At 70.1% G+C, this 18,175-nt stretch carries 17 protein-coding genes; 3 read left to right on the top strand and 14 right to left on the bottom strand.

Annotated elements, in window-relative coordinates:
- Nucleotide 1 precedes the first annotated feature (1 nt).
- The 7 genes from FF100_RS14110 to FF100_RS14080 all read right to left on the bottom strand — a co-directional run bounded on the left by FF100_RS14110 (nt 2) and on the right by FF100_RS14080 (nt 6,548).
- On the bottom strand, nt 2–703 hold the full coding sequence (locus tag FF100_RS14110; protein WP_139036330.1) for an ABC transporter ATP-binding protein: 702 nt from the start codon (nt 701–703) through the stop codon (nt 2–4).
- The gene (locus tag FF100_RS14105) at nt 696–1,442 is read right to left on the bottom strand and encodes an ABC transporter ATP-binding protein (protein ID WP_139036329.1); all 747 of its coding nucleotides are present in this window, start codon (nt 1,440–1,442) and stop codon (nt 696–698) included. Before FF100_RS14105 ends, FF100_RS14110 begins: the two co-directional genes overlap by 8 nt.
- A gap of 3 nt (nt 1,443–1,445) precedes the next feature.
- Nucleotides 1,446–2,405 carry a branched-chain amino acid ABC transporter permease gene (locus FF100_RS14100; RefSeq protein ID WP_139036328.1) on the bottom strand — a complete coding sequence of 320 codons (960 nt, stop codon included), beginning with the start codon at nt 2,403–2,405 and terminating at the stop codon, nt 1,446–1,448.
- Nucleotides 2,402–3,274, bottom strand: a complete 873-nt coding sequence (locus FF100_RS14095; RefSeq protein ID WP_139036327.1) for a branched-chain amino acid ABC transporter permease — start codon at nt 3,272–3,274, stop codon at nt 2,402–2,404. The genes FF100_RS14100 and FF100_RS14095 overlap by 4 nt, the downstream gene beginning before the upstream one ends.
- A gap of 2 nt (nt 3,275–3,276) precedes the next feature.
- Entirely contained in the window at nt 3,277–4,494 is a 1,218-nt protein-coding gene (locus FF100_RS14090) for an ABC transporter substrate-binding protein (protein ID WP_425463309.1), read from the bottom strand.
- Complete coding sequence (locus tag FF100_RS14085; protein WP_139036326.1) at nt 4,491–5,309, bottom strand: GntR family transcriptional regulator; 819 nt, start codon at nt 5,307–5,309, stop codon at nt 4,491–4,493. Before FF100_RS14085 ends, FF100_RS14090 begins: the two co-directional genes overlap by 4 nt.
- Nucleotides 5,310–5,597: 288 nt before the next feature.
- Complete coding sequence (locus FF100_RS14080; protein WP_139036325.1) at nt 5,598–6,548, bottom strand: glycosyltransferase family 2 protein; 951 nt, start codon at nt 6,546–6,548, stop codon at nt 5,598–5,600.
- A gap of 369 nt (nt 6,549–6,917) precedes the next feature.
- Between FF100_RS14080 and FF100_RS14075 the strand changes: the two genes are divergently transcribed.
- Complete coding sequence (locus tag FF100_RS14075) at nt 6,918–7,130, top strand: hypothetical protein (RefSeq protein WP_139036324.1); 213 nt, start codon at nt 6,918–6,920, stop codon at nt 7,128–7,130.
- Between the two features lie 19 nt (nt 7,131–7,149).
- On the opposite strand, the gene FF100_RS14070 is transcribed toward FF100_RS14075, so the two are convergent.
- The 6 genes from FF100_RS14070 to FF100_RS14045 form a co-directional block, all read right to left on the bottom strand.
- Nucleotides 7,150–8,172: a glycosyltransferase family 2 protein gene (locus tag FF100_RS14070; RefSeq protein WP_139036323.1), complete on the bottom strand. Its 1,023-nt coding sequence runs from the start codon at nt 8,170–8,172 to the stop codon at nt 7,150–7,152.
- Between the two features lie 517 nt (nt 8,173–8,689).
- A complete protein-coding gene (locus FF100_RS14065) occupies nt 8,690–10,165 on the bottom strand; it encodes a methyl-accepting chemotaxis protein (RefSeq protein WP_246102079.1) in 1,476 nt (491 codons plus the stop codon).
- A gap of 492 nt (nt 10,166–10,657) precedes the next feature.
- Nucleotides 10,658–10,897 (bottom strand): hypothetical protein, encoded by a 240-nt coding sequence (locus FF100_RS14060; protein ID WP_139036321.1) that lies wholly within the window; start codon nt 10,895–10,897, stop codon nt 10,658–10,660.
- A gap of 416 nt (nt 10,898–11,313) precedes the next feature.
- Nucleotides 11,314–11,679: a septal ring lytic transglycosylase RlpA family protein gene (locus FF100_RS14055; RefSeq protein WP_139036320.1), complete on the bottom strand. Its 366-nt coding sequence runs from the start codon at nt 11,677–11,679 to the stop codon at nt 11,314–11,316.
- Nucleotides 11,680–11,921: 242 nt separating this feature from the next.
- Complete coding sequence (locus FF100_RS14050) at nt 11,922–12,548, bottom strand: response regulator transcription factor (RefSeq protein ID WP_139036319.1); 627 nt, start codon at nt 12,546–12,548, stop codon at nt 11,922–11,924.
- A 146-nt stretch (nt 12,549–12,694) separates the two neighbouring features.
- Nucleotides 12,695–13,579, bottom strand: coding sequence for a fumarylacetoacetate hydrolase family protein (locus FF100_RS14045; RefSeq protein ID WP_139036318.1), 885 nt, complete (start codon nt 13,577–13,579; stop codon nt 12,695–12,697).
- A gap of 423 nt (nt 13,580–14,002) precedes the next feature.
- Here FF100_RS14045 and FF100_RS14040 point away from each other — a divergent pair, with 423 nt between their 5' ends.
- Both FF100_RS14040 and FF100_RS37050 read left to right on the top strand, forming a co-directional pair.
- Nucleotides 14,003–15,301, top strand: a complete 1,299-nt coding sequence (locus FF100_RS14040; RefSeq protein ID WP_139036317.1) for an OmpP1/FadL family transporter — start codon at nt 14,003–14,005, stop codon at nt 15,299–15,301.
- Nucleotides 15,302–15,462: 161 nt separating this feature from the next.
- A complete protein-coding gene (locus FF100_RS37050; protein ID WP_171070152.1) occupies nt 15,463–15,639 on the top strand; it encodes a hypothetical protein in 177 nt (58 codons plus the stop codon).
- A gap of 617 nt (nt 15,640–16,256) precedes the next feature.
- Here FF100_RS37050 and phaC read toward each other — a convergent pair.
- Complete coding sequence (gene phaC / locus FF100_RS14035) at nt 16,257–18,080, bottom strand: class I poly(R)-hydroxyalkanoic acid synthase (protein WP_425463308.1); 1,824 nt, start codon at nt 18,078–18,080, stop codon at nt 16,257–16,259.
- Nucleotides 18,081–18,175 lie beyond the last annotated feature (95 nt).

Here is an 18,175-nt window from a genome sequence, read left to right as displayed (position 1 = left end):
CTTACAACCCCAGATAAGCCCGGCGCAGGGCCGGGTCGGCGGCGAGGGTGGCGGCGTCGCCTTCGAGCGCGACGGTGCCGTTCTCCAGGATGTAGGCGCGGGTCGCGAGATCGAGCGACTGCACCACGTTCTGCTCCACCAGCATGATCGGCAGGCCTTCGCGGTTGAGGGTCCGGACGAGCGTGAACATCTCCTCGACGAGGAGCGGCGAGAGCCCGAGCGAGGGCTCGTCGAGGATGAGGAGGCGCGGCTCGGCCATCAGGCCGCGGCCGATGGCGAGCATCTGCTGCTCGCCGCCCGAGAGGGTGCCGGCGGCCTGGGCCGCCCGCTCGCGCAGGCGCGGAAAGGTCGCGAACACCCGCTCGATGTTCTGCCCCCGCCGCGCCCGGCCGCGGCGGTAGCTGCCCAGCACCAGGTTCTCGCGCACGCTGAGGTTCGGGAAGATCTTGCGGCCTTCCGGCACGTGGATCAGCCCGGCCTCGACGATGGAGGCGGCGGACGCCGCGGTGATCGCCTGCCCGTCGAAGCGGATCGTGCCGGACCGCGCCGAGACCACCCCGGACAGCACCTTGTTGAGCGTCGTCTTGCCGACGCCGTTGGCGCCGAGCACCGCGACGATCTCGCCGGCCCGCACCGAGAGGTCGAGGCCGCGCAGGACCTCGGTGGCGCCGTAGCCGGCGCGAAGCCCTGCGATCTCAAGCATCGACCGCCTCCTCAGCCTGCATCCGGGCGGCGGCGCCCTTGCCGAGATAGGCCTCGATCACCCTCGGGTCGGCGCAGACCTGCCGTGGCGGGCCGGACGCGATCATCTTGCCTTGCGCCAGGACGAAGACCTCCTCGCACAGGGTCATCACCGCCTGCATGATGTGCTCGATCATCAGGATGGTGACGCCGCCGTCGCGGATGGAGCGGACCACCGGCAGGATGTCGCGGATCTCCGAGGGGTTCAGGCCCGCCAGCACCTCGTCGAGGAGGAGAAGCCGCGGCTCGGTGGCAAGCGCGCGGGCGACCTCGAGGCGCTTGCGCCCGGCCACCGTGAGGTCGGCGGCCGGCTTGTCGAGCTGGTCGGCGAGACCCACCCGGGTCCCGACCTCGCGGGCTTTCGCGACGGCATCCGCCCGGCGCGGGTGGCGCAGATAGGCGCCGACCGCGATGTTCTCGGCGACGGTGAGCCCGGCGAAGGGCTGGACGATCTGGAAGGTGCGGGCGATGCCGCGGCGCGCCCGCAGGTGCGGCGCCTCGTTCGTCACGTCCTGCCCCTCGAACAGGACCCGACCCTCGCTGGGGGTGAGGAAGCCGGAGATCATGCCGAATAGGGTGGTCTTGCCGGCGCCGTTCGGGCCGATGAGCCCGGTGATCGAGCCCGACGGCACGGCGAGCGAGGCGTGGTCGACCGCGACGAGGCCCTGGAAGCGCTTGGTGAGGGAATCGACGGCGAGCATCGGTCAGGCTCCCGCCGTGGCGGCGCGCTTGCGGCGCCGTAGGCCCAGGAGGCCCTGCGGCGCGAAGGCGATGACGGCGATCAGGCAGGCGCCGAACACCACCAGATCCACCCCCGGGATGCCGCCGGCGAGGTGCTTGGTCAGCTCGCCGAGGCCCTGGAGCGCGAGCGCTCCGACGAGCGGGCCGAAGGCGGTGCCGATGCCGCCGACGATCGGCGCCAAAAGCGCCTCGACCGAGATCCAGGTGCCGTAGGCCACGCCCGCATCGAGGTAGAGGAAGTACTGCACGTAGAGCCCGCCCGCCGCGGCGGTGATCGCGGCGGACAGCGCGATGGCGCCGAGCTTCACCGCGAGGGCATCGACCCCGAGCGCGCGGGCCGCCTCCTCGTTCTCGCGCACCGCGATCAGGTGGGCGCCGAAGCGCGAGCGCTCGAGCCAGCGCGAGGCGACGAGCGCCAGCCCGACGAAGGCGAGGACCAGGAGGACGAAGATGCGCCGGTCGGCGAATTGCAGGGTGGCGAGGCCGGGCTGGAGCTTCAGCAGCAGGCCGGCGGCTCCACCGGTGATGTCGGCGGTGTTCGCCAGGATGCGGAACACCTCGGCGAAGGCCAGCGTCACGAGGGCGAAGTAGGAGCCGCGCAGGCCGGCCCGGAAGCTCAAATAGCCGATGGCGAGGCCGACCAGCGTGCCGAGCCCGATCCCGGCGGCGAGCGCCCCCCAGGCGTTCCAGCCGAATTTCAGCTGCAGGACGGCGGTGGCGTAGGCGCCGGTGCCGAAGAAGGCGGCGTGGCCGAACGAGTACTGGCCGCCGAAGCCGCCGAGCACGTTCCACCCCAAGCCCGCGAGCGCGATGATCAGCGTGGTGACGAGGAAGTTGAGCCCGCTGCCCGATAGCCCGAGGAAGGGCAGGGCGGCGAGCGCGCCCAAGACGAGGAGGACGGGCGCGAGATCGCGGGCGGTCATGCGCGGGCTCCGAACAGGCCGGTCGGCCGCACCAGCAGCACCAGGATGAAGATCAGGAAGATCCCGATCTGCCCGAGGCTGTCGCCGAGGAGGAGCCCGGAAAAACTCTCGACCACGCCGATGATCAGGCCGCCGAGGAGGGCGCCGGCGATCGACCCCATGCCGCCCAAGACCACGATGGTGAAGGCGACGAGGACGAAGGCGGCGCCGGAGCGCGGGTTGACGTAGTAGGTCGGCATCAGCAGGCAGGCGGCGACGGCCAGACACGCGCAGCCGAGCCCGAAGGTCACGGCGTAGATGTGGTCGACCTCGATGCCGACGAGGCGCGCCCCCAGCTTCTCCCGCGCCACCGCCCGGATCGCGCGGCCGGTATCGGTGCGGTTGAGGACGAGCCAGAGCAGGCCGGTGAGGCTGAGCGAGGCGGCAAAGCCGATCAGCCGCGGCGTCGAGAGGAGGAGGGGACCCAGCTCGACGACCTGGAGCGCGGCGTCGGAGTCGAGCGCCCGGGTGTCGGAGCGGAACAGCGCCAGCAGCGCGTTCTCCAGCACGATCGACAGGCCCAGCGTGACGAGCAGCACGTTGTTGTCGCTGCCGTGGCTCGCCGGGCCGATGACGAAGCGTTGCAGCCCGTAGCCGAGCCCGAACATCAGCGGCACGATCCCGATCATCGCGAGATAGGGATCGACGTGGAACAGCGCGAAGGCGCCCCAGACCGCGAACATCGCGACGGTGAGCAGGCCCCCATGCGCGAAGTTGATGATGTGCAGCACCCCGTAGACCAGGGTCAGCCCGAGGGCGATGAGGGCGTAGACCGCCCCCGTCATCAGGCCGTTGAGGGCCGCCTCGATCAGGATCTGGGGCGCGTACATCGTCACGCCTTGTAGGGGTAGTTGGCCTTCGCCTCGGCGAAGTCGGGCGGTGCGATCACCTTGACGTCGCCGCCCTGGACCTGGGTGTTGAGCGGCAGTGCCGACGTGTTCTGGCCGTTGACGAACTTCGACTGGCCATAGGGCATCACGCCGCTGGCGAAGCTCTGAGTGGAGAGCGCCTCGATGATCTTGAGCCGGTCGGGCGCGCCGGCCTTCTCGATCGCCTCGGCCATCAGCCGCACGGCGGAGTAGTTCATCGGCACGTTGTAGGCGAAGGCGCGGCCCGCGGCTTCCGTGCGCTTGCGCAGTTCGGCGGTCAGCGGGTTCTTCGGATCGGGCCAGTGGTTGCAATCCATCACGCCCTCGGCCGCCTGCGGGAACTCCTTGACGAAGCGCAAGGAAGAGGCGCCGCCGCCGAGGATCGCGTAGATGCCCTTCGGCCGGACCCGCTGCTGCTGCATCGTGCGGGCGAGCAGCACGAACTCGCCGTAATAGTTCGACGGGATGACGAGGTCGGGCTGGAGCGAGCGGATGCGCAGGACGACGTTCGCCATGTCGCGGGCCGGGGTCGGATGCGACACGGTCTCCAGGATCTCGAAGCCGAGCTTCGGCAGCTCCGCCTGGAGAAGCTTGGCGAGGCCGGAGCCGAACAACCCGTCCTCGTGCACGATCACCACCGTGCGGGCCGGCTTGCCGGCCGCGTCGTTGAGGGCGACGAGGCGTTGAAGCGCGTCCTTCGTCACCATGCCGAAGCTCGGCGAGAACCGGAACGTGTTCTTCAAGCCGCGCTGGGTCAGCTGGTCGGCGACGCCGACATCGATCAGATAGGGCAGGTCGTAGCGCGACGCCGCCTGGCTCGCGGTGGCGCAGAGCCCGCTGGCGAAGCCGCCGACGATCCCCGCCACGCCCTCGCCGTTCAGGCGCTCGGTCTCCTGCGCCGCGACTTCCGGGCTCGACCGGTTGTCGGCGAAGACGATCTCGAGCTTGGCGCCGCCGAGGCTTTTGAGGCCGCCGGCCGCGTTGATGTCCTGCACGGCGAACTCGGCGCCGAGCTTGCCGAGGTCGCCGTCATTGGCGAGCGCCCCCGTCACCGGCTGGATGATGCCGAGCTTCACGGGCGCCCCTTGCGCCCGCAGGATCGCCGGCATCGCCACGAGCGAGGTCGCGGCGAGGCCGGTGCGCAGGACCGCGCGGCGGGAGGGGGAGACGATCGAGGTCACGGGGCGGGTCTCCTGGCGGCGGGGCGGCGGGGGGATTCGGGCTTGACCGGGCGGGGAACGGCGGGCGTCCAGCGGCGCTCGCCGGCATCGCCGGTGCGCACGAGGTCCATCTGGAAGGCGTAGCGGTCGGGCCGGTAGAGCGCGTGCAGGTGCTCGACGCCGCGGCCGGACCGGTCGAACACGACGCGCGTCAGATCGATCAGCGCGGAGCCGACCTCGAGGTCGAGGGCCTGCGCCACCTCGGGTCCGGCGAGCGTCGCGCCGATCGCCTGGGTCGCCCGGTCGGCGGTGACGCCGGAGCGCTCCATCAGCGACAGGAGCGGCGTCGCCGCGAGATCGGCCTCCGAGTAGGACAGGCCGACCCGCTCGGGCACGTGGGTGGTGAGGTAGGAGAAGGGCTGGCCGTCGATCAGGCGGACGCGGACCGAGCGCTGCACCCGCTCGCCGGGCTCCAGCAGCAGCGCCTCGGCGATGATCGCGGGCGCCGCCACGTACTCGAAGGACAGGAGCCGCACGCCGGTGGCCCGGCCCATGGCGATCAGCCCCGAGAGCAGGTTCGGCAAATCGCCGATTACCGGCCGGGCGCCGGCCGGCCCCTGCACGAAGGTGCCCGAGCCGGGACGGCGGCGGACCAGCCCCTCGCTCGCCAGGAGGTCGAGGGCGCGCCGCACGGTCACCCGCGCCAAGCCGTGCTCGGCGGCGAGCACCGGCTCGCCCGGCAGCCGGGCGCCGCTCGGCAGCCGGCCGCTGGTGATCTGGTCGCGCAGCAGCAGGTAGAGCCGGCGCGCCTTCTGGGGCTCGATCGCGGAGGTCACGGGGCCATCCCTGGCTCGTGGCTTGCATGAGCCGTCCGCGGTCATCCGCCGGCGCTCACCTGTCCGATTATGCAGACAGGTTGCTGTCCGTCAATTGGGACAGGTTGCCTGGGCTACCGGGAATTTTCCCGACGTTCGGCGGGACCGGTCGCCGGCGATGCGGCAGGACGGGTCTCGCACCCGCCATCGTCACCCCGGGACCCAACCGGAGGCGACACCCCGGGACGACGCGCAGCGGCATCGACGGTGTCGCCCGCTCGGGCAGGCAGCGTGGACGCGCGCTGTCTTTTACCGCGACGGCACCCATTGCCGCGACAGCGCGTAGAGGCGATGGCCGAACGACCACGTCCGCAGGAAGCGCTTGGCATAGCGCACGGGATCGTCGGCGAGGCGGCAATGCCGGCGCAAGGTGTCCCGCGCGGTGTCGGGGTCGCCGACATCGAGGAGCTGGCGGGCGTATTCGAGCATCAGGAAGTTGCGGTAGCGGTCCGCGGAGCGCACCAGCGGGGCCGGGACCGCGCCGTGCCGCAGGAGGGCGGTGAGCGTGCGGTCGAAGGGCGGCGGCAGCGGGCGCTTGCGCATCTGCTGGGCGAGCATGCTGGTCGGGTGGCCGTCGCGGTAGACCGCGGTCGGCTCGGCGACGTAGCGGAACGGCCCTTCGAGGGCGAGGCGGCACCAGGTGTCGGTATCCTCGCCCATCACGGCACCGACCGGGAACAGGCCGGCCCGGAGCAAGGCCGCGCGCTCCACCAGCACGCTGCTCGAATGCACCGCGTAGGGGTAGGTGGCGAGCAGGAAGGCGAAGACGTCGTCGACGCGCTGGTCGGGGATGGCCGCCCTCATCACCGGCGCGGCGCGGCTCGCCAGCAGGTGGTTGGCGAACACCGCCACTGCGTCGCCGCGGGAGGCCGCCGCCTGGAGGTTCTCGAGGTGCCGTCCGGCCCAGAGATCGTCGGCATCGAGGAAGGCGATCCAGTCGTGCCGCGACGCCGCGACGCCGCGGTTGCGCGCCGCGGCGCTGCCGGCATTGGCCTGGCGGATCAGGCGGATGCGCGGATCAGCGAAGGCCGCGACGACGTCGCCGCCGCCATCGGTCGAGCCGTCGTCGACGACGATCAGCTCGAACCGCTCGAAGGTCTGGCGCAGGACTGCCTCGACGGTGTGACCGATCACGTCCGCCTTCTGGTAGAGCGGGATCACGATGGAGAGGGAGGCGCAGGGGGAGACGAGCGGGGCCATGGCGGGATGATCCGGGGTCGGGCGCGAGGGCGGGGTCGGACGCCAGGGGAAGCGCCGGCCTGCCTCCTTGCTTACCAGCGCCGAACCGGACCGAGAGCCGCGCCTTCCGGTGCTCCCCGGCACCGGCCGAGGGCTTAGGGAGCGCTACCGCGAAGGGGGGAGGCGGCCGGTACCGAAGGCGGCCTCAGGGGCGCAACCCGGGCGGGGCGAAGGCACCTGTGGCGGCGGCGCCGGCCTTCAAGGCGGGTCCCGGGGTCGATCCGCCGCCTTGGGATTCTGGGACAAGAGATTGGGACGCAGCGGCGTTTCCCGCACCCGGCATCCATGTTTGAACTAACGCCGTCGCCCACCTGCATCGGCTCACGGACCATGACGACTCGCTACTCCCCGATCCCGGCTTGGCTGCGCCGTCGCGGCTATTCCCCGCGCGCGATGCTGGCGATCGCCTCCGCCGTGGAACGCTCGGCCCGCCGGCGCGAGGCCGTGGTGCCGGAGAGCCACTGCCAGATCATCCCGTTCCCGAAGCGCCCGGCCGCGCCGGCCGCGCACGAGGCCGCCAGCCGCCGTCAGGCCGGGGCCTGAGGGCCGGACGGCACGACCGTCAGACCGCGTCCGGCCTCTCGATCGGCGTGACGAAGCGGCCGAGCGAGAGGCCGAGCCGCCGGGTGATCACCGGGCGCATCGCCTGCCAGGCGCGCGGGCCCATCGCCATCTTGGCGCGCTGCAGCCACCAGACCCGCGTGCGGCGCACCGCCGGGCTGATGCCGGCGGCCTGCGCCATCATGGCCCGCGCGCCGGCGACGTCGCCCCGGTCGAAGGGCTGGCTGGCATGCCGCACGGCCGACATGGCGAGACCGAGCCGCATCTCCGCCTTCATGTCGGCGATGCAGGCCGCCTCGGGATCGTCGAAGACGCTATCGAACATCCGTCGGCGCTGGTCGATGTCGCGCAGCATCTCCTCGTAGTAGTACGACGACATGTTGCTGCCGTGCTGGCGCCACACGCCCTGCGGCCGGTCGATCCGGGCGACCGGCCCGCGAAGCGCCAGCCGCAGCCACATCTCCTGGTCGCCGGAATGGGTCAGCTCCGGCCTGTAGCCGCCGACCCGGTGCTGGACCGCGGTGCGCACCACCGCCGTCGAGGTGTGGATCGGGTTGATGACGCGGTTGAGGGCGAAGAACTGCCGCGTGTCGTAGACGACGTGGGCGGCATCGCGGTCCGCCGACGGCATCGCCGGGCGGGGCCGGCCCTCCTCGACGCTCAGGAACGGCCCGTAGGCCATGGTCAGGTCCTGGCGCTCGTGCAGGAGGTGGGCCGCCCGCGACAGGGCGCCGGGCGTGACGAAATCGTCGGCCGACAGCAGCAGCAGGCATTCCGCCCGCGCCCAGGCCAGGCCCTCGTTGTAGGTGGCGATGTGACCGTGATTGGTCGCGTGCCGGACGTATTCCACCCGGCTGTCGGCCCGGCGCAGGGCCTCGGCGACGTCCGGCGTGTGGTCGGGCGAGGCGTCGTCGAGGATCAGGACGCGGACGTCGCATTCCTCGGTGGCGAGCACGCTGCCGACGCTCTCGGCGAGGAAATCCGCGTAGCGGTAGCACGGGATGATGACGTCGACACTCGGCATTTCCGTCCTCGCTGGTCCGACTTCGTTGGCCGCTCCCGGCCGAGCGGGCGCCGCACCGTCGCTCGCGGTCCTGCACGCAGGATGCGATCAGAGCACGGGCCGGGAGCCGGGCCACCTTGTCGAATCGGGGAAGGCGAAGCGCTTTCGGCGGTGGCGGACTACGCCGTTCGGCCGCGGCAACGAGATTGGATCGGCCGCGCTCCTTCCGGGGACCAAGACCGCGCCGTCCTTCCCGAAGCGGTCCTGTCGCCAGCGCGGTTCTGCCCCATCGTCACGGAGCGGCCTCACTCCGCGGCTAGGAGGGCTGCGTCGTCGCTCCCTCGGAGGTCATCGGATGCCCGTCCTGCTCGCCGCTGCCTCGTGCCTCGCCCTCGGCATCGCCCTCGTGGTGCTGCTCGGGCTCAGCGCCTAGAGCATCGTCCGGCGAAGCGGGCGCCGGGGCCGTCGCAGACGATCCGGCCCGATCGAAGGCCGGGAGCACGACCCGGAGCGGGGCCTCGCCCGAAGGAGGATCTCCCTACAGCAGGGCTCTGGCCGCCTGCGCGACCTTGCGGATCGAGGCGTCGACGTCGCCGGCCGAGCCGGTGATGCGCTCCATGTTCCGGCGCACCGCGGCGACGTTCTGGGCGGCGTTCTGCATGTTGGCCGACATGTCGCGGGTCACGGCCGCCTGCTGGGTGATGGCGGAGGACACCTCGACCGAGATCTCGCTCACGTGGCCGATGGCGGCGACGATCGCCTCGATCGCCGTCACCGCGGCGGTGGTCGCGCCCTGGACGGCGTCGATCTGCGTCCCGATCTCCTGAGTCGCCCGGGCCGACTGGCCGGCGAGCGCCTTGACCTCGGCGGCGACGACCGCGAAGCCGCGGCCGGCGGCGCCGGCGCGGGCCGCCTCGATGGTGGCGTTGAGCGCCAGAAGGTTGGTCTGGTCGGCGATGGAGCGGATCAGCGACACCGCCTCGCCGATCCGATGGGCGGCCTGCGTCAGGCTCGCGACGATGTCGCCGGCATCCTGGGCCTTGCGCACCGCCGCGTCGGAGGCCGAGCGGGCATCCTCGGCGTGGCGGCCGAGCTCGGCGATCGAGGCGGCGAACTCCTCCGTGCCGGCAGCCACCGCCTCGACGTTGCCGGAGGTCTGGACCGTCTGCCCGGTGGTGGCGCGGGCCTGCTCCGAGACGTCCGAGACCGCGACGGTGATCGCCGCGATGTCGGCCTCGATCGCGCTCTGGCCGGCGCTCCGGCGCTGGCGGTCGAGCACCTGCCGGGTGATGTCGGTGGCGAACTTGACCACCGCGCAGACCTTGCCCTCGGGGTCGAGCACCGGGTTGTAGGCCCCGAAGATCCACACGTCCCGGCCGGCCTTGCCGATGCGGTGGAACTCGCCGGCCTGATGGCGACCCTCGGCCAGCCCCTGCCAGAACACCGCGTAATCGGGGCTCGTCCGCTCGGATTCGGGGACGAACAGGCCGTGATGGCGCCCGACGACCTCGTCGCGGGTATAACCCAGCGCCTTCAGGAAGACGGCATTGGCCTCGGTGATCACGCCCGCGGGCGTGAAGTGGATCACCGCCTGCGAGCGGTCGAGGGCCGCGATCTGGCCGGCCAGGTAGGCGTCGCGCTCCTTGCGGGCGGTGATGTCGGTGGCGAGCTTCACCACCCGGGCGACACGGCCGCGGCGATCGAGCACCGGGTTGTAGCACGCCTGGATCCAGATCGACCGCCCGTCCTTGGCGATGCGGCGGAACTCGCGCGTCTCGAACCGGCCCTGCCGCAGGCCGTCCCAGAACGCGATGTAATCCGGGGTCGACCGCTCGGCCTCGGGCACCAGGAGGCTGTGATGCCGGCCCTTGAGCTCGTCGAGGGCGTAGCCGGTCAGGGCCAGGAACGACGCGTTCGCGTCCAGGATCGTCCCGGACGGGTCGAACTCGATCCGGCCTTGCGACCGATCGACGGCCGCGAGCAGTGCGGCGTGGCTCGAGAGGAGAAAGGACACGGCGTTGGTCTCTGGCATCACGTGCCCGGGACGATGCGCCGCGAATGTTATCGGACGATGAATACGAAAATATCCCCATCCGTCACCGGATCGCGAATCTCGCCAAGCTGCTGGCGTATTCTACACATAGGAAATAAAACCTATGATAGATCACAAGGCGATGAATGTCACTTCCGTAAGGACAGATCTCGCGCGCGACGGTCGTCGCGGGTCGATGGAACGCGATCTCGTCGCGGGGAAAGCTGCCGGGGAGGAACGGGAGAGCCCTTGTTCGACCTTCGGATGTGTCGGGACTGCCTGGGAACGGCAAGGCGCCTTCAGCAGAAGATGCCGACACAAATATTCATTGGCGCGCAATGATTTTGCGAGGGTCCTGCCGCGGACCGGGCCGACCTGCGCGCCGGCAGCCCACGGGACCGGGCGAGAGATGCGCCGCCTGTCCCGCCCTCGACGTGCCTCGCGCGATCGTGATGCGGCTGCCCGGGACCGTCGTCAGCCCCGGCGCTGCGCCTTCACGTAACCGGTGATCGCGGCCTGGCAGTCCGGCGACAGCTTGGCCTTGTTCTGGCGGAAGCAGGCCTGCACCTCGGGCCCGTCCGGCGGGAGGTTGCCGCAATAGGTGAGATAGTCGCTGGTGCAGTGCTGCTTGAGCGTCGCGCGGTCGACCAGGGCAGGCTGGGCGCAGGCGGCCCCCGCAGTGAGGATGAGGATGAGGCTGGAGCGCAGGAGCACGTCGTCTCTCCGGGAAAGCGGATGGGGAGGGGGAGGGGGAGGGGTACAGGCCAGACAATCCTGGCCGGAATGTGTAAGCGCGACCTTAGCGAAGCTTTAGCATATCTACGGCCCCGGGCAAGTTGTCTCTCGGGATCTTCTTGAGATCGCGCCGTGTCGATCGGCCGGCGCGGCACCGGGATGCCGGTCTTCGACTGTCCCTGGACTGCCACCGATGCGTCCGGGCGGCGTCGCCGCCGGACCGGTCGCGCTGGGCGCGAGACCCGGCGCCCCAGGAGCGGCGCGGGGCCGGCCGGGGGCGAGGGCCCTCTCGCGCGCCGAAGGCCGTTACGAGACCCGACCGATGGCGTCGCAGGGCGGCTTGCGGCGTCGCGAAGCGATCAACCGGGGCAGCGTACGATCTTCCGGACGTGACGTCACAGCCGGCTGAGGCGCACCCGGGCGACGCCCGACATGCCGATCGCCCGGGCGGAGGCCTGGGACAGGTCGATCACCCGGCCGCCGACATAGGGGCCGCGGTCGTTGATGCGCACCACGACCGAGCGGCCATTCGTCGTGTTGGTCACGCGGATCCGGGTGCCGAAGGGGAGGCGGCGATGCGCCGCCGTGAAGGCGTGCGTGTTGAAGCGCTCGCCATTCGCAGTGCGCCGGCCCTGAAATCCGGGGCCATACCACGAGGCGGCACCGGACTGGGCTTCGGCGGGCGTGCTGGCTTGTAGGGTCGCTCCCACGGAACCTGCTACCGCGAGACCAATGATCGCCAGCTTTGCCATCGAAACCATTTCGCATTCCCATTTTGTTGCTTGACGGGGCGCAACATAAAACCGAAGAAGGCGACATTATGGAACAGTGAAAAACAAGATAATCTTGCGTATATTCGGGCCCCTTGGTCTGGCCGATTGCCGAGGTTTACATTCGTTAACTGTCTTCGCAGGTCGAGCCGGATTGCGGGGCGGCCGGGCCCGGCGCCATCTTGCGGCCAAGGTTCGGCCGGCGCGGCGCGCCTTGCACGGGAGGCCTGCCGTCAGGAGGCCCGCGTCGCCTCCCGCAGGGCGATGCGGATCAGGTCAGCGAGCGTGCGGGCGCCGAGCTTGCGGCGCAGCTGCGTGCAGGCATTGGCGATGGTCTTGTAGCTGAGGCCCAGCTCCTCGGCGATCGCGCCGTGCGAGCGGCCGGCGCCGAGCCGCTCGAGGATCTGGCGCTCGCGCGGGGTGAGGGGAGGCCCGGCCGGCGCCTCGCAGCGCAGCCGCGCGACCTCGGCGGCGAGCGACGGCGCCACGTAGGTGCCGCCGTCGCGCACCCGCTCGAAGGCGAGGTGGAGCTCCGACGAGGCGGTGTCCTTGAGCACGTAGCCCGCCGCCCCGCTCTCGAGGGCGCGCGCCGCGATCTCCGGATCGTCGTGCATGCTGAAGACCAGGATCCGGGTCCCCGGCGCGACCGAGCGGATCCGCCGGATCAGCGCGAGGCCGCTCAGGGCGGCGCCCTGGAAGGTCAGGTCGGCCACGACGATCTCGGGACGGTGGCGGCGGAAGCGGCGATAGCCGGCGGCGATGCCGGTGGCCTCGTGCACGGTCTCGACGCCGGCATCCTCCAGCACCCGGCGGCAGCCCTGCAGCACGATCGGATGATCATCGACGACGAGCACGCTCATGGATTCCTCCTCTCGAACCGGGCCCATGGCCGCAGCGCCGGCCCGGCTTGGCGCATCGTCCGGGAGCCATCGGGCGGGGCGCCAAGCCTTCGTGCCGCCTGTCGTTCGACGAACCGGCCGCCGCTTCGTCGAACGGCGCCGCCGCGTCAGTTCGTCGGCTCTCCCGCCGCGACCTTGGCGGTCCAGTCGTCGAAGGCGACGATCGTCTGGCGCTGCTCGCCCAGGCCCTCGATGCCCAGGGTGACGACCTCGCCGGCCTTCAGGAAGCGGGCCGGCTTCATCCCCATGCCGACCCCGGGCGGCGTGCCGGTGGTGATGACGTCGCCGGGCTCGAGCAGCATGAAGTGCGACAGGTAGGAGACGATCTGGCGGCAGTCGAAGATCATCGTCCGGGTCGAGCCGGTCTGCATCCGCTCCCCGTTCACGTCGAGCCACATCCCGAGATTCTGCACGTCGGCGATCTCGTCCGGGGTGACCAGCCAGGGGCCGAGGGGACCGAAGGTCGGGCAGCCCTTGCCCTTGGTCCAGGTGCCGCCGCGCTCAAGCTGGAACTCGCGCTCGGACACGTCGTGGCAGACGCAGTAGCCGGCGACGTAGTCCAGCGCCTCGTTGGCGTGGACGTAGGACGCGCGCTTGCCGATCACGATGGCGAGCTCGACCTCCCAGTCGGTCTTGGCCGAGCCCTTGGGCAGGATCACGTCGTCGTTCGGGCCGACGATGCAGGACGGCGCCTTGTTGAACAGGATCGGCTCGGCGGGGATCGGCGAGCCGGTCTCGGCGGCATGGTCGGCGTAGTTGAGGCCGATGGCGATGAAGTTGCGCACTTGGCCGACGCACGGGCCGAGCCGGGTGCCGGCCGGCACCTCGGGCAGGGTCGCCGGATCGATCGCCCGCAGGTTCGCCAGGGTATCGGCGGCCAGGAAGGGACCGGCGATGTCGCGAATCACGCCCGACAGGTCGCGGATGGCGCCGCTCCCGTCGACGAGCCCCGGTTTCTCCGCCCCGCTCTCGCCCCAGCGCACAAGCTTCATGGTCGCCTCCCGAACACGTCACGCCTCAGGATCCGGCCGGAACGTTGCGGCCGCGATCCCATGCGGGCCGGGACATTGGCGCCGGCGCGGGACCTCCGCAAGCCGACCGTCCTCCGGACGGCCGCTTGCCCCGTTGCAGTTTCGTCACATCTGAGGCGAAAGCATGTCGGCGGGCGTTTTTCTGACGTAAGGTCGTATACACGCAAGACGTTTTCTATACATGGTCAACGGATGAAAAGTCCCTTCATCGTCCTCGCGGCCCAAGACCGCCGAAGACCATCCGCGCCGACGGCACGGTTGAATCCGGGAATGTCATGCAGCCCGGCGGGATTGCGCACAGACTGCCTGCTGCCGCATCATTCCGCCCAAGCTGCGGGCGCTGTGAAGCCGCGCGGCACGCGAATCGGGTATCGAGGTAACGTCATGACGGGTTTGAGGAGGGCGGCCCTTCTGGCCGGCGCATCGGTGGCGCTCGTGGCCGGCACCCACGGCGCGGCGCAGGCGGGAGCGTTCGGCCTGCGCGAGCAGAGCGCCCAGGCGATGGGCCAGGCCTTCGCGGGCGCGGCCGCCGGCTCCGGCGGCCTGTCGTCGATGTTCTGGAACCCCGCCGTCGTCACGATGAAGCCGGGCTGGAACTCGGATTTCAACGCCACCCTGGTGGTGCCCCAGGCCACGATCACGCCGACCACCGGCACCTTCCCGCCGCTGATCGGCCTCGGCAATTCGGGCGATATCGGCCAGGCCGCCGTACTGCCGGCGACCTACTCGAACTACCAGATCAGCGACCGGCTGTTCATCGGCCTGTCCGGCGCCGCACCGTTCGGCCTCATCACCAAGCCGAACCCGGTCTGGGCTGGCCAGACCTACAGCCGCTCGTCGAAGGTCTTCTCGCTGAGCTTCAACCCGGTGATCGGCTACAAGGTCAACGATTGGCTGTCGGTCGCGGCCGGGCCGGTGCTGGAATACTTCAAGCTGACCCTGCGCCAGGCCACCGGCATCACGCCCGGCGCGAACACGGCGTTCCTCAAGGGCGACGATTGGGGCTGGGGCTTCACCGCCGGCGTGGTGGCGCGCCTGTCCGAGGGCACCACGCTCGGCATCGGCTACCGCTCGTCGATCAATCACCAGATCGAGGGCTCGGCTTTCGGCATCGGCCAGGTCCGCGCCTCGCTCAACACCCCCGAGAAGGTCTCGGTCGGCCTGACCCAGGCGATCACCCGGGACTTCCGCCTCAACTTCGGCTTCGAGTGGGACAACTGGACCCGGATCGGCTCGCCGGCGATCGTGTCGCTGGCACTCGGCCGGCCGGCGACCGCCCTGCCGCTGAACTACAAGAACGGGTTCTACTACTCGGTCGGCGCCGAGTACGACTTCACCCCGCAATGGACTGGCCGCCTCGGCTTCGCCTACGAGCAGTCGCCGATCGACAACTCGAACCGCTCGACGCGCCTGCCCGACGGCGACCGCTACTTCGCCTCGGTCGGCGCCAGCTACCGCTACAGCGAGAAGATCCAGTTCGACGTCTCCTACCAGCACCTGTTCTCGGTCGGGGGCCGCAACCGCATCGCGATCGTGCCGGGCGAGCCGCTCTACACCGCGCCGCTCGCCTTCCTGGCCACCTCGGAGGCCAGCGCCGACATCGTCTCGGTCGGCCTGAAGTACCGCTGGGACAACCCGCCGGCCCCGGCGCCGATCCCGGTGCCGCTGGTGCGGAAGTATTGAGGGAAGGGTGACGTCGAGGGCGCAGTTCACTGTTCCTCTCGACAGCGTCCCCACCCCGCACGTCATTCCGGGCTCCGCTGCGCGGCCCCGGAATGACGCGGTGGACACTCTTTCCCACTGATGACCGGTTCGAACTCGTCGTCGGACGCCTATTCGCAACCATGACGACTCCTCCGCCGGCTCCGATCCCCGATAACCGCAAGCTCGTCGCCAACGAAACCGCCAAGCTGTTCGCCACCAATCTCGACCGGGCATCGACGGCGTGCTTCACGGTCGGCGCAGCCACGCCCCTGACCGGTTGGCTCTTCGGGGTCAGCGGGCTGAACCAAGTGCCATGATGGTTTCTGGCGGGGATCGTCTCCTGTTGGCTCGGAGGCTCCGCGCTCCTAAAGTGTCTCGCACGGCGCGTTCTCACAGGGCTCCATCCCAAGAACGAGTTTGCGGTCCTTGCCCCGATCGTCCCCATCGTCGCAGTCGGCGTTGCCTACGTCGCGGTCCGCGTCCAGGAGCGGCAGATGGCTCGTCTGAGACGGGACCTTGAGGCCGAAGCCGGGCAGACGCGGCGCGCAGCCCCTGGCTAGAGCATTTGCCGACGAAGCGGACACCAGCTCGTCGAAGAAAATGCCGCGAAATCAACGATCTCGAGCAGCGCCCGATTGCACCGCGATCGGGCGCTGCTCGAGAGTCGAAGCTCAGCCGGCCCGATTTGGCGGAGGCGGGTAGCCACCCGATGTGGACCGTCCTGTGCCGATCTCAGCACGCGACAGCCATGGCCGATGGGGAGGATAATGTCGCCCTGCTCGAAGCGCTGTTTCGCGCGGAGGGCAAGGCATGATGGTCTCTTCCTCTTCTTACCCTCTCGATGGCCCTTTACGGCTAAGCTGATTGACGTCGGGCCTTGAGCACCGCTTCGGAGGAAAGCCCCCGGGACACTGCCCCGGGGGCTTCTCGCATCTCACGCCTTCTCGAGCACGTAGGTCCCCGGCGCCGGGCCGAGCGAGGGCAGGGCATCACCACCGGGCTGGCGCGCCGGCACCCGTTCGCCGTTCTGGTACTCGAGCCACTGGAGCCAGTACGGCCACCACGAGCCCTTGTGCTCGGTCGCGGTGGCGATCCAGTCCTGGAGCGTGCCGTGGGCGGGACCGCCGGTCCAGTACTGGTATTTGGGCTTGGCCGGCGGGTTGACGACGCCGGCGATGTGGCCCGATCCCGCCAGCACGTAGTCGACCGTGCCGCCGAAGGCGCGGCAGCCCTCGAAGACCGAGAGCGCCGGGGCGATGTGGTCCTCCCGCGTGGCGAGGTTGAAGACCGGGGCCGTGACCTTGCCGAGGTCGAGGCGGACGTTGCCGATCACCATCTCGCCGCGCGACAGCTTGTTGTCGAGGTAGCAGTTGCGCAAGTAGAACGAGTGGTTGGCGGCCGGCATCCGGGTCGCGTCGGAGTTCCAGTACAGGAGGTCGAAGGGCAGCGGCGCCTTGCCCTTCAGGTAGTTGTTGACGACGTAGGGCCAGATCAGGTCGTTCGGCCGCAGCATGTTGAAGGCATTGGCCATCTTGGCGCCTTCGAGATAGCCGCGCTCCTGCATGCCGGACTCGATCGAGCGGATCTGCGCCTCGTCGACGAAGACCTTGAGGTCGCCGGCATGGGTGAAGTCGACCTGGGTGGTCAGGAAGGTCGCGCTGGCGATGCGGTCGTCGCCGACCGCCGCCATGTAGGCGAGGCTGACGGCGAGCAGCGTGCCGCCGACGCAGTAGCCCACCGCCGAGACCTGGCGCTCGCCGGTCGCCCGCTCGATCGCTTCCAGGGCTGCGAAGATGCCCTCGCGCATGTAGCTCTCGAAGTCCTTCGAGGCGTGGCGCGCATCCGGGTTGACCCACGAGATCACGAACACCGTCAGGCCCTGGCTCACCGCCCAGCCGATGTAGCTCTTGTCCTTGTTCAGATCGAGGATGTAATACTTGTTGATCCAGGGCGGCACGATCAGCAGCGGGCGCTTGAGCACCGTGTCGGTCTGCGGCGCGTACTGGATCAGCTCGATCAGGTCGTTGCGGAACACCACCTCGCCCGGCGTGCTCGCCATGTTGACACCGACCTTGAACTGGCCCGGATCGGTCTGGCGCACGCGCAACTCGCCGCCGCCGGCCTCGACGTCCTCGGCCAGCATCTTCATGCCGCGCACGAGGTTGGCGCCGTTCTCCCGGAGGGTCTCGCGGATCAGCTCCGGGTTGGTGGCGAGGAAGTTCGACGGCGACATCGCCCCCGAGATCTGCCGGACGTAGAACTGCGCCTTGGCGCGGGTGTGATCGTCGAGCCCCTCGGCCTCGTCGACCAGGATCTCGGCCCAGCGGGTCGTGATCAGGTAGCCCTGCTTGAGAAAGTCGAAAACCGGGTTCGCCGACCATTCGGGCGCGGAGAACCGCTTGTCCTTCGGGTCGGGCAGGGCCACCGGCGTGACGGTCTCGCCCTGCATCCGCTGCAGGGTCGAGCCCCACAGGGCCAGGAACTGGCCGCCGATCAGGCTCTGGGCCTCCATCGCCTTCTGGGGATCGGTGAACCATTTCTCGGCCACGGTGCCGAGCGTGCGCACCACCTCGGTCACCGAATCGGCGAGCGCCGTGTTCGGCTTGCCCTCCTCGAGAGGCTTGGCGTAGGCGGCGAGCGCCCGGCTGAACTGCTCGGTCATCAGGCCCGCATTGCGCGACAGGGCCTCCACGTCCGCCACCGGCACTTGTCCCCCTGGCACTTGCGCAGCAGGCGCCGTACTCCTCTCGGTCGTCACGCGCGCATCCCTCCCTGGTTGTCGGCGTCCCGCCGTGGCGAGCCGCCTTTCCGACAAAATATCGTCTCAGACCGCCGGTTCCGCCAGATCACCGG

It is taken from the genome of Methylobacterium terricola, assembly GCF_006151805.1.
In the GTDB taxonomy this organism is placed as follows: Bacteria; Pseudomonadota; Alphaproteobacteria; order Rhizobiales; family Beijerinckiaceae; genus Methylobacterium; species Methylobacterium terricola.
This window is presented reverse-complemented; position numbering and strand designations above follow the sequence as displayed.

Excerpts from the sequence above, each read along its gene's own strand:
- FF100_RS14110 (WP_139036330.1), bottom strand. The coding sequence starts at position 703 with ATGCTTGAGATCGCAGGGCTTCGCGCCGGCTACGGCGCCACCGAGGTC.
- FF100_RS14105 (WP_139036329.1), bottom strand. The coding sequence starts at position 1,442 with ATGCTCGCCGTCGATTCCCTCACCAAGCGCTTCCAGGGCCTCGTCGCG.
- FF100_RS14100 (WP_139036328.1), bottom strand. The coding sequence starts at position 2,405 with ATGACCGCCCGCGATCTCGCGCCCGTCCTCCTCGTCTTGGGCGCGCTC.
- FF100_RS14095 (WP_139036327.1), bottom strand. The coding sequence starts at position 3,274 with ATGTACGCGCCCCAGATCCTGATCGAGGCGGCCCTCAACGGCCTGATG.
- FF100_RS14080 (WP_139036325.1), bottom strand. The coding sequence starts at position 6,548 with ATGGCCCCGCTCGTCTCCCCCTGCGCCTCCCTCTCCATCGTGATCCCG.
- FF100_RS14075 (WP_139036324.1), top strand. The coding sequence starts at position 6,918 with ATGACGACTCGCTACTCCCCGATCCCGGCTTGGCTGCGCCGTCGCGGC.
- FF100_RS14070 (WP_139036323.1), bottom strand. The coding sequence starts at position 8,172 with ATGCCGAGTGTCGACGTCATCATCCCGTGCTACCGCTACGCGGATTTC.
- FF100_RS14055 (WP_139036320.1), bottom strand. The coding sequence starts at position 11,679 with ATGGTTTCGATGGCAAAGCTGGCGATCATTGGTCTCGCGGTAGCAGGT.
- FF100_RS14050 (WP_139036319.1), bottom strand. The coding sequence starts at position 12,548 with ATGAGCGTGCTCGTCGTCGATGATCATCCGATCGTGCTGCAGGGCTGC.
- FF100_RS14045 (WP_139036318.1), bottom strand. The coding sequence starts at position 13,579 with ATGAAGCTTGTGCGCTGGGGCGAGAGCGGGGCGGAGAAACCGGGGCTC.
- FF100_RS14040 (WP_139036317.1), top strand. The coding sequence starts at position 14,003 with ATGACGGGTTTGAGGAGGGCGGCCCTTCTGGCCGGCGCATCGGTGGCG.
- FF100_RS37050 (WP_171070152.1), top strand. The coding sequence starts at position 15,463 with ATGACGACTCCTCCGCCGGCTCCGATCCCCGATAACCGCAAGCTCGTC.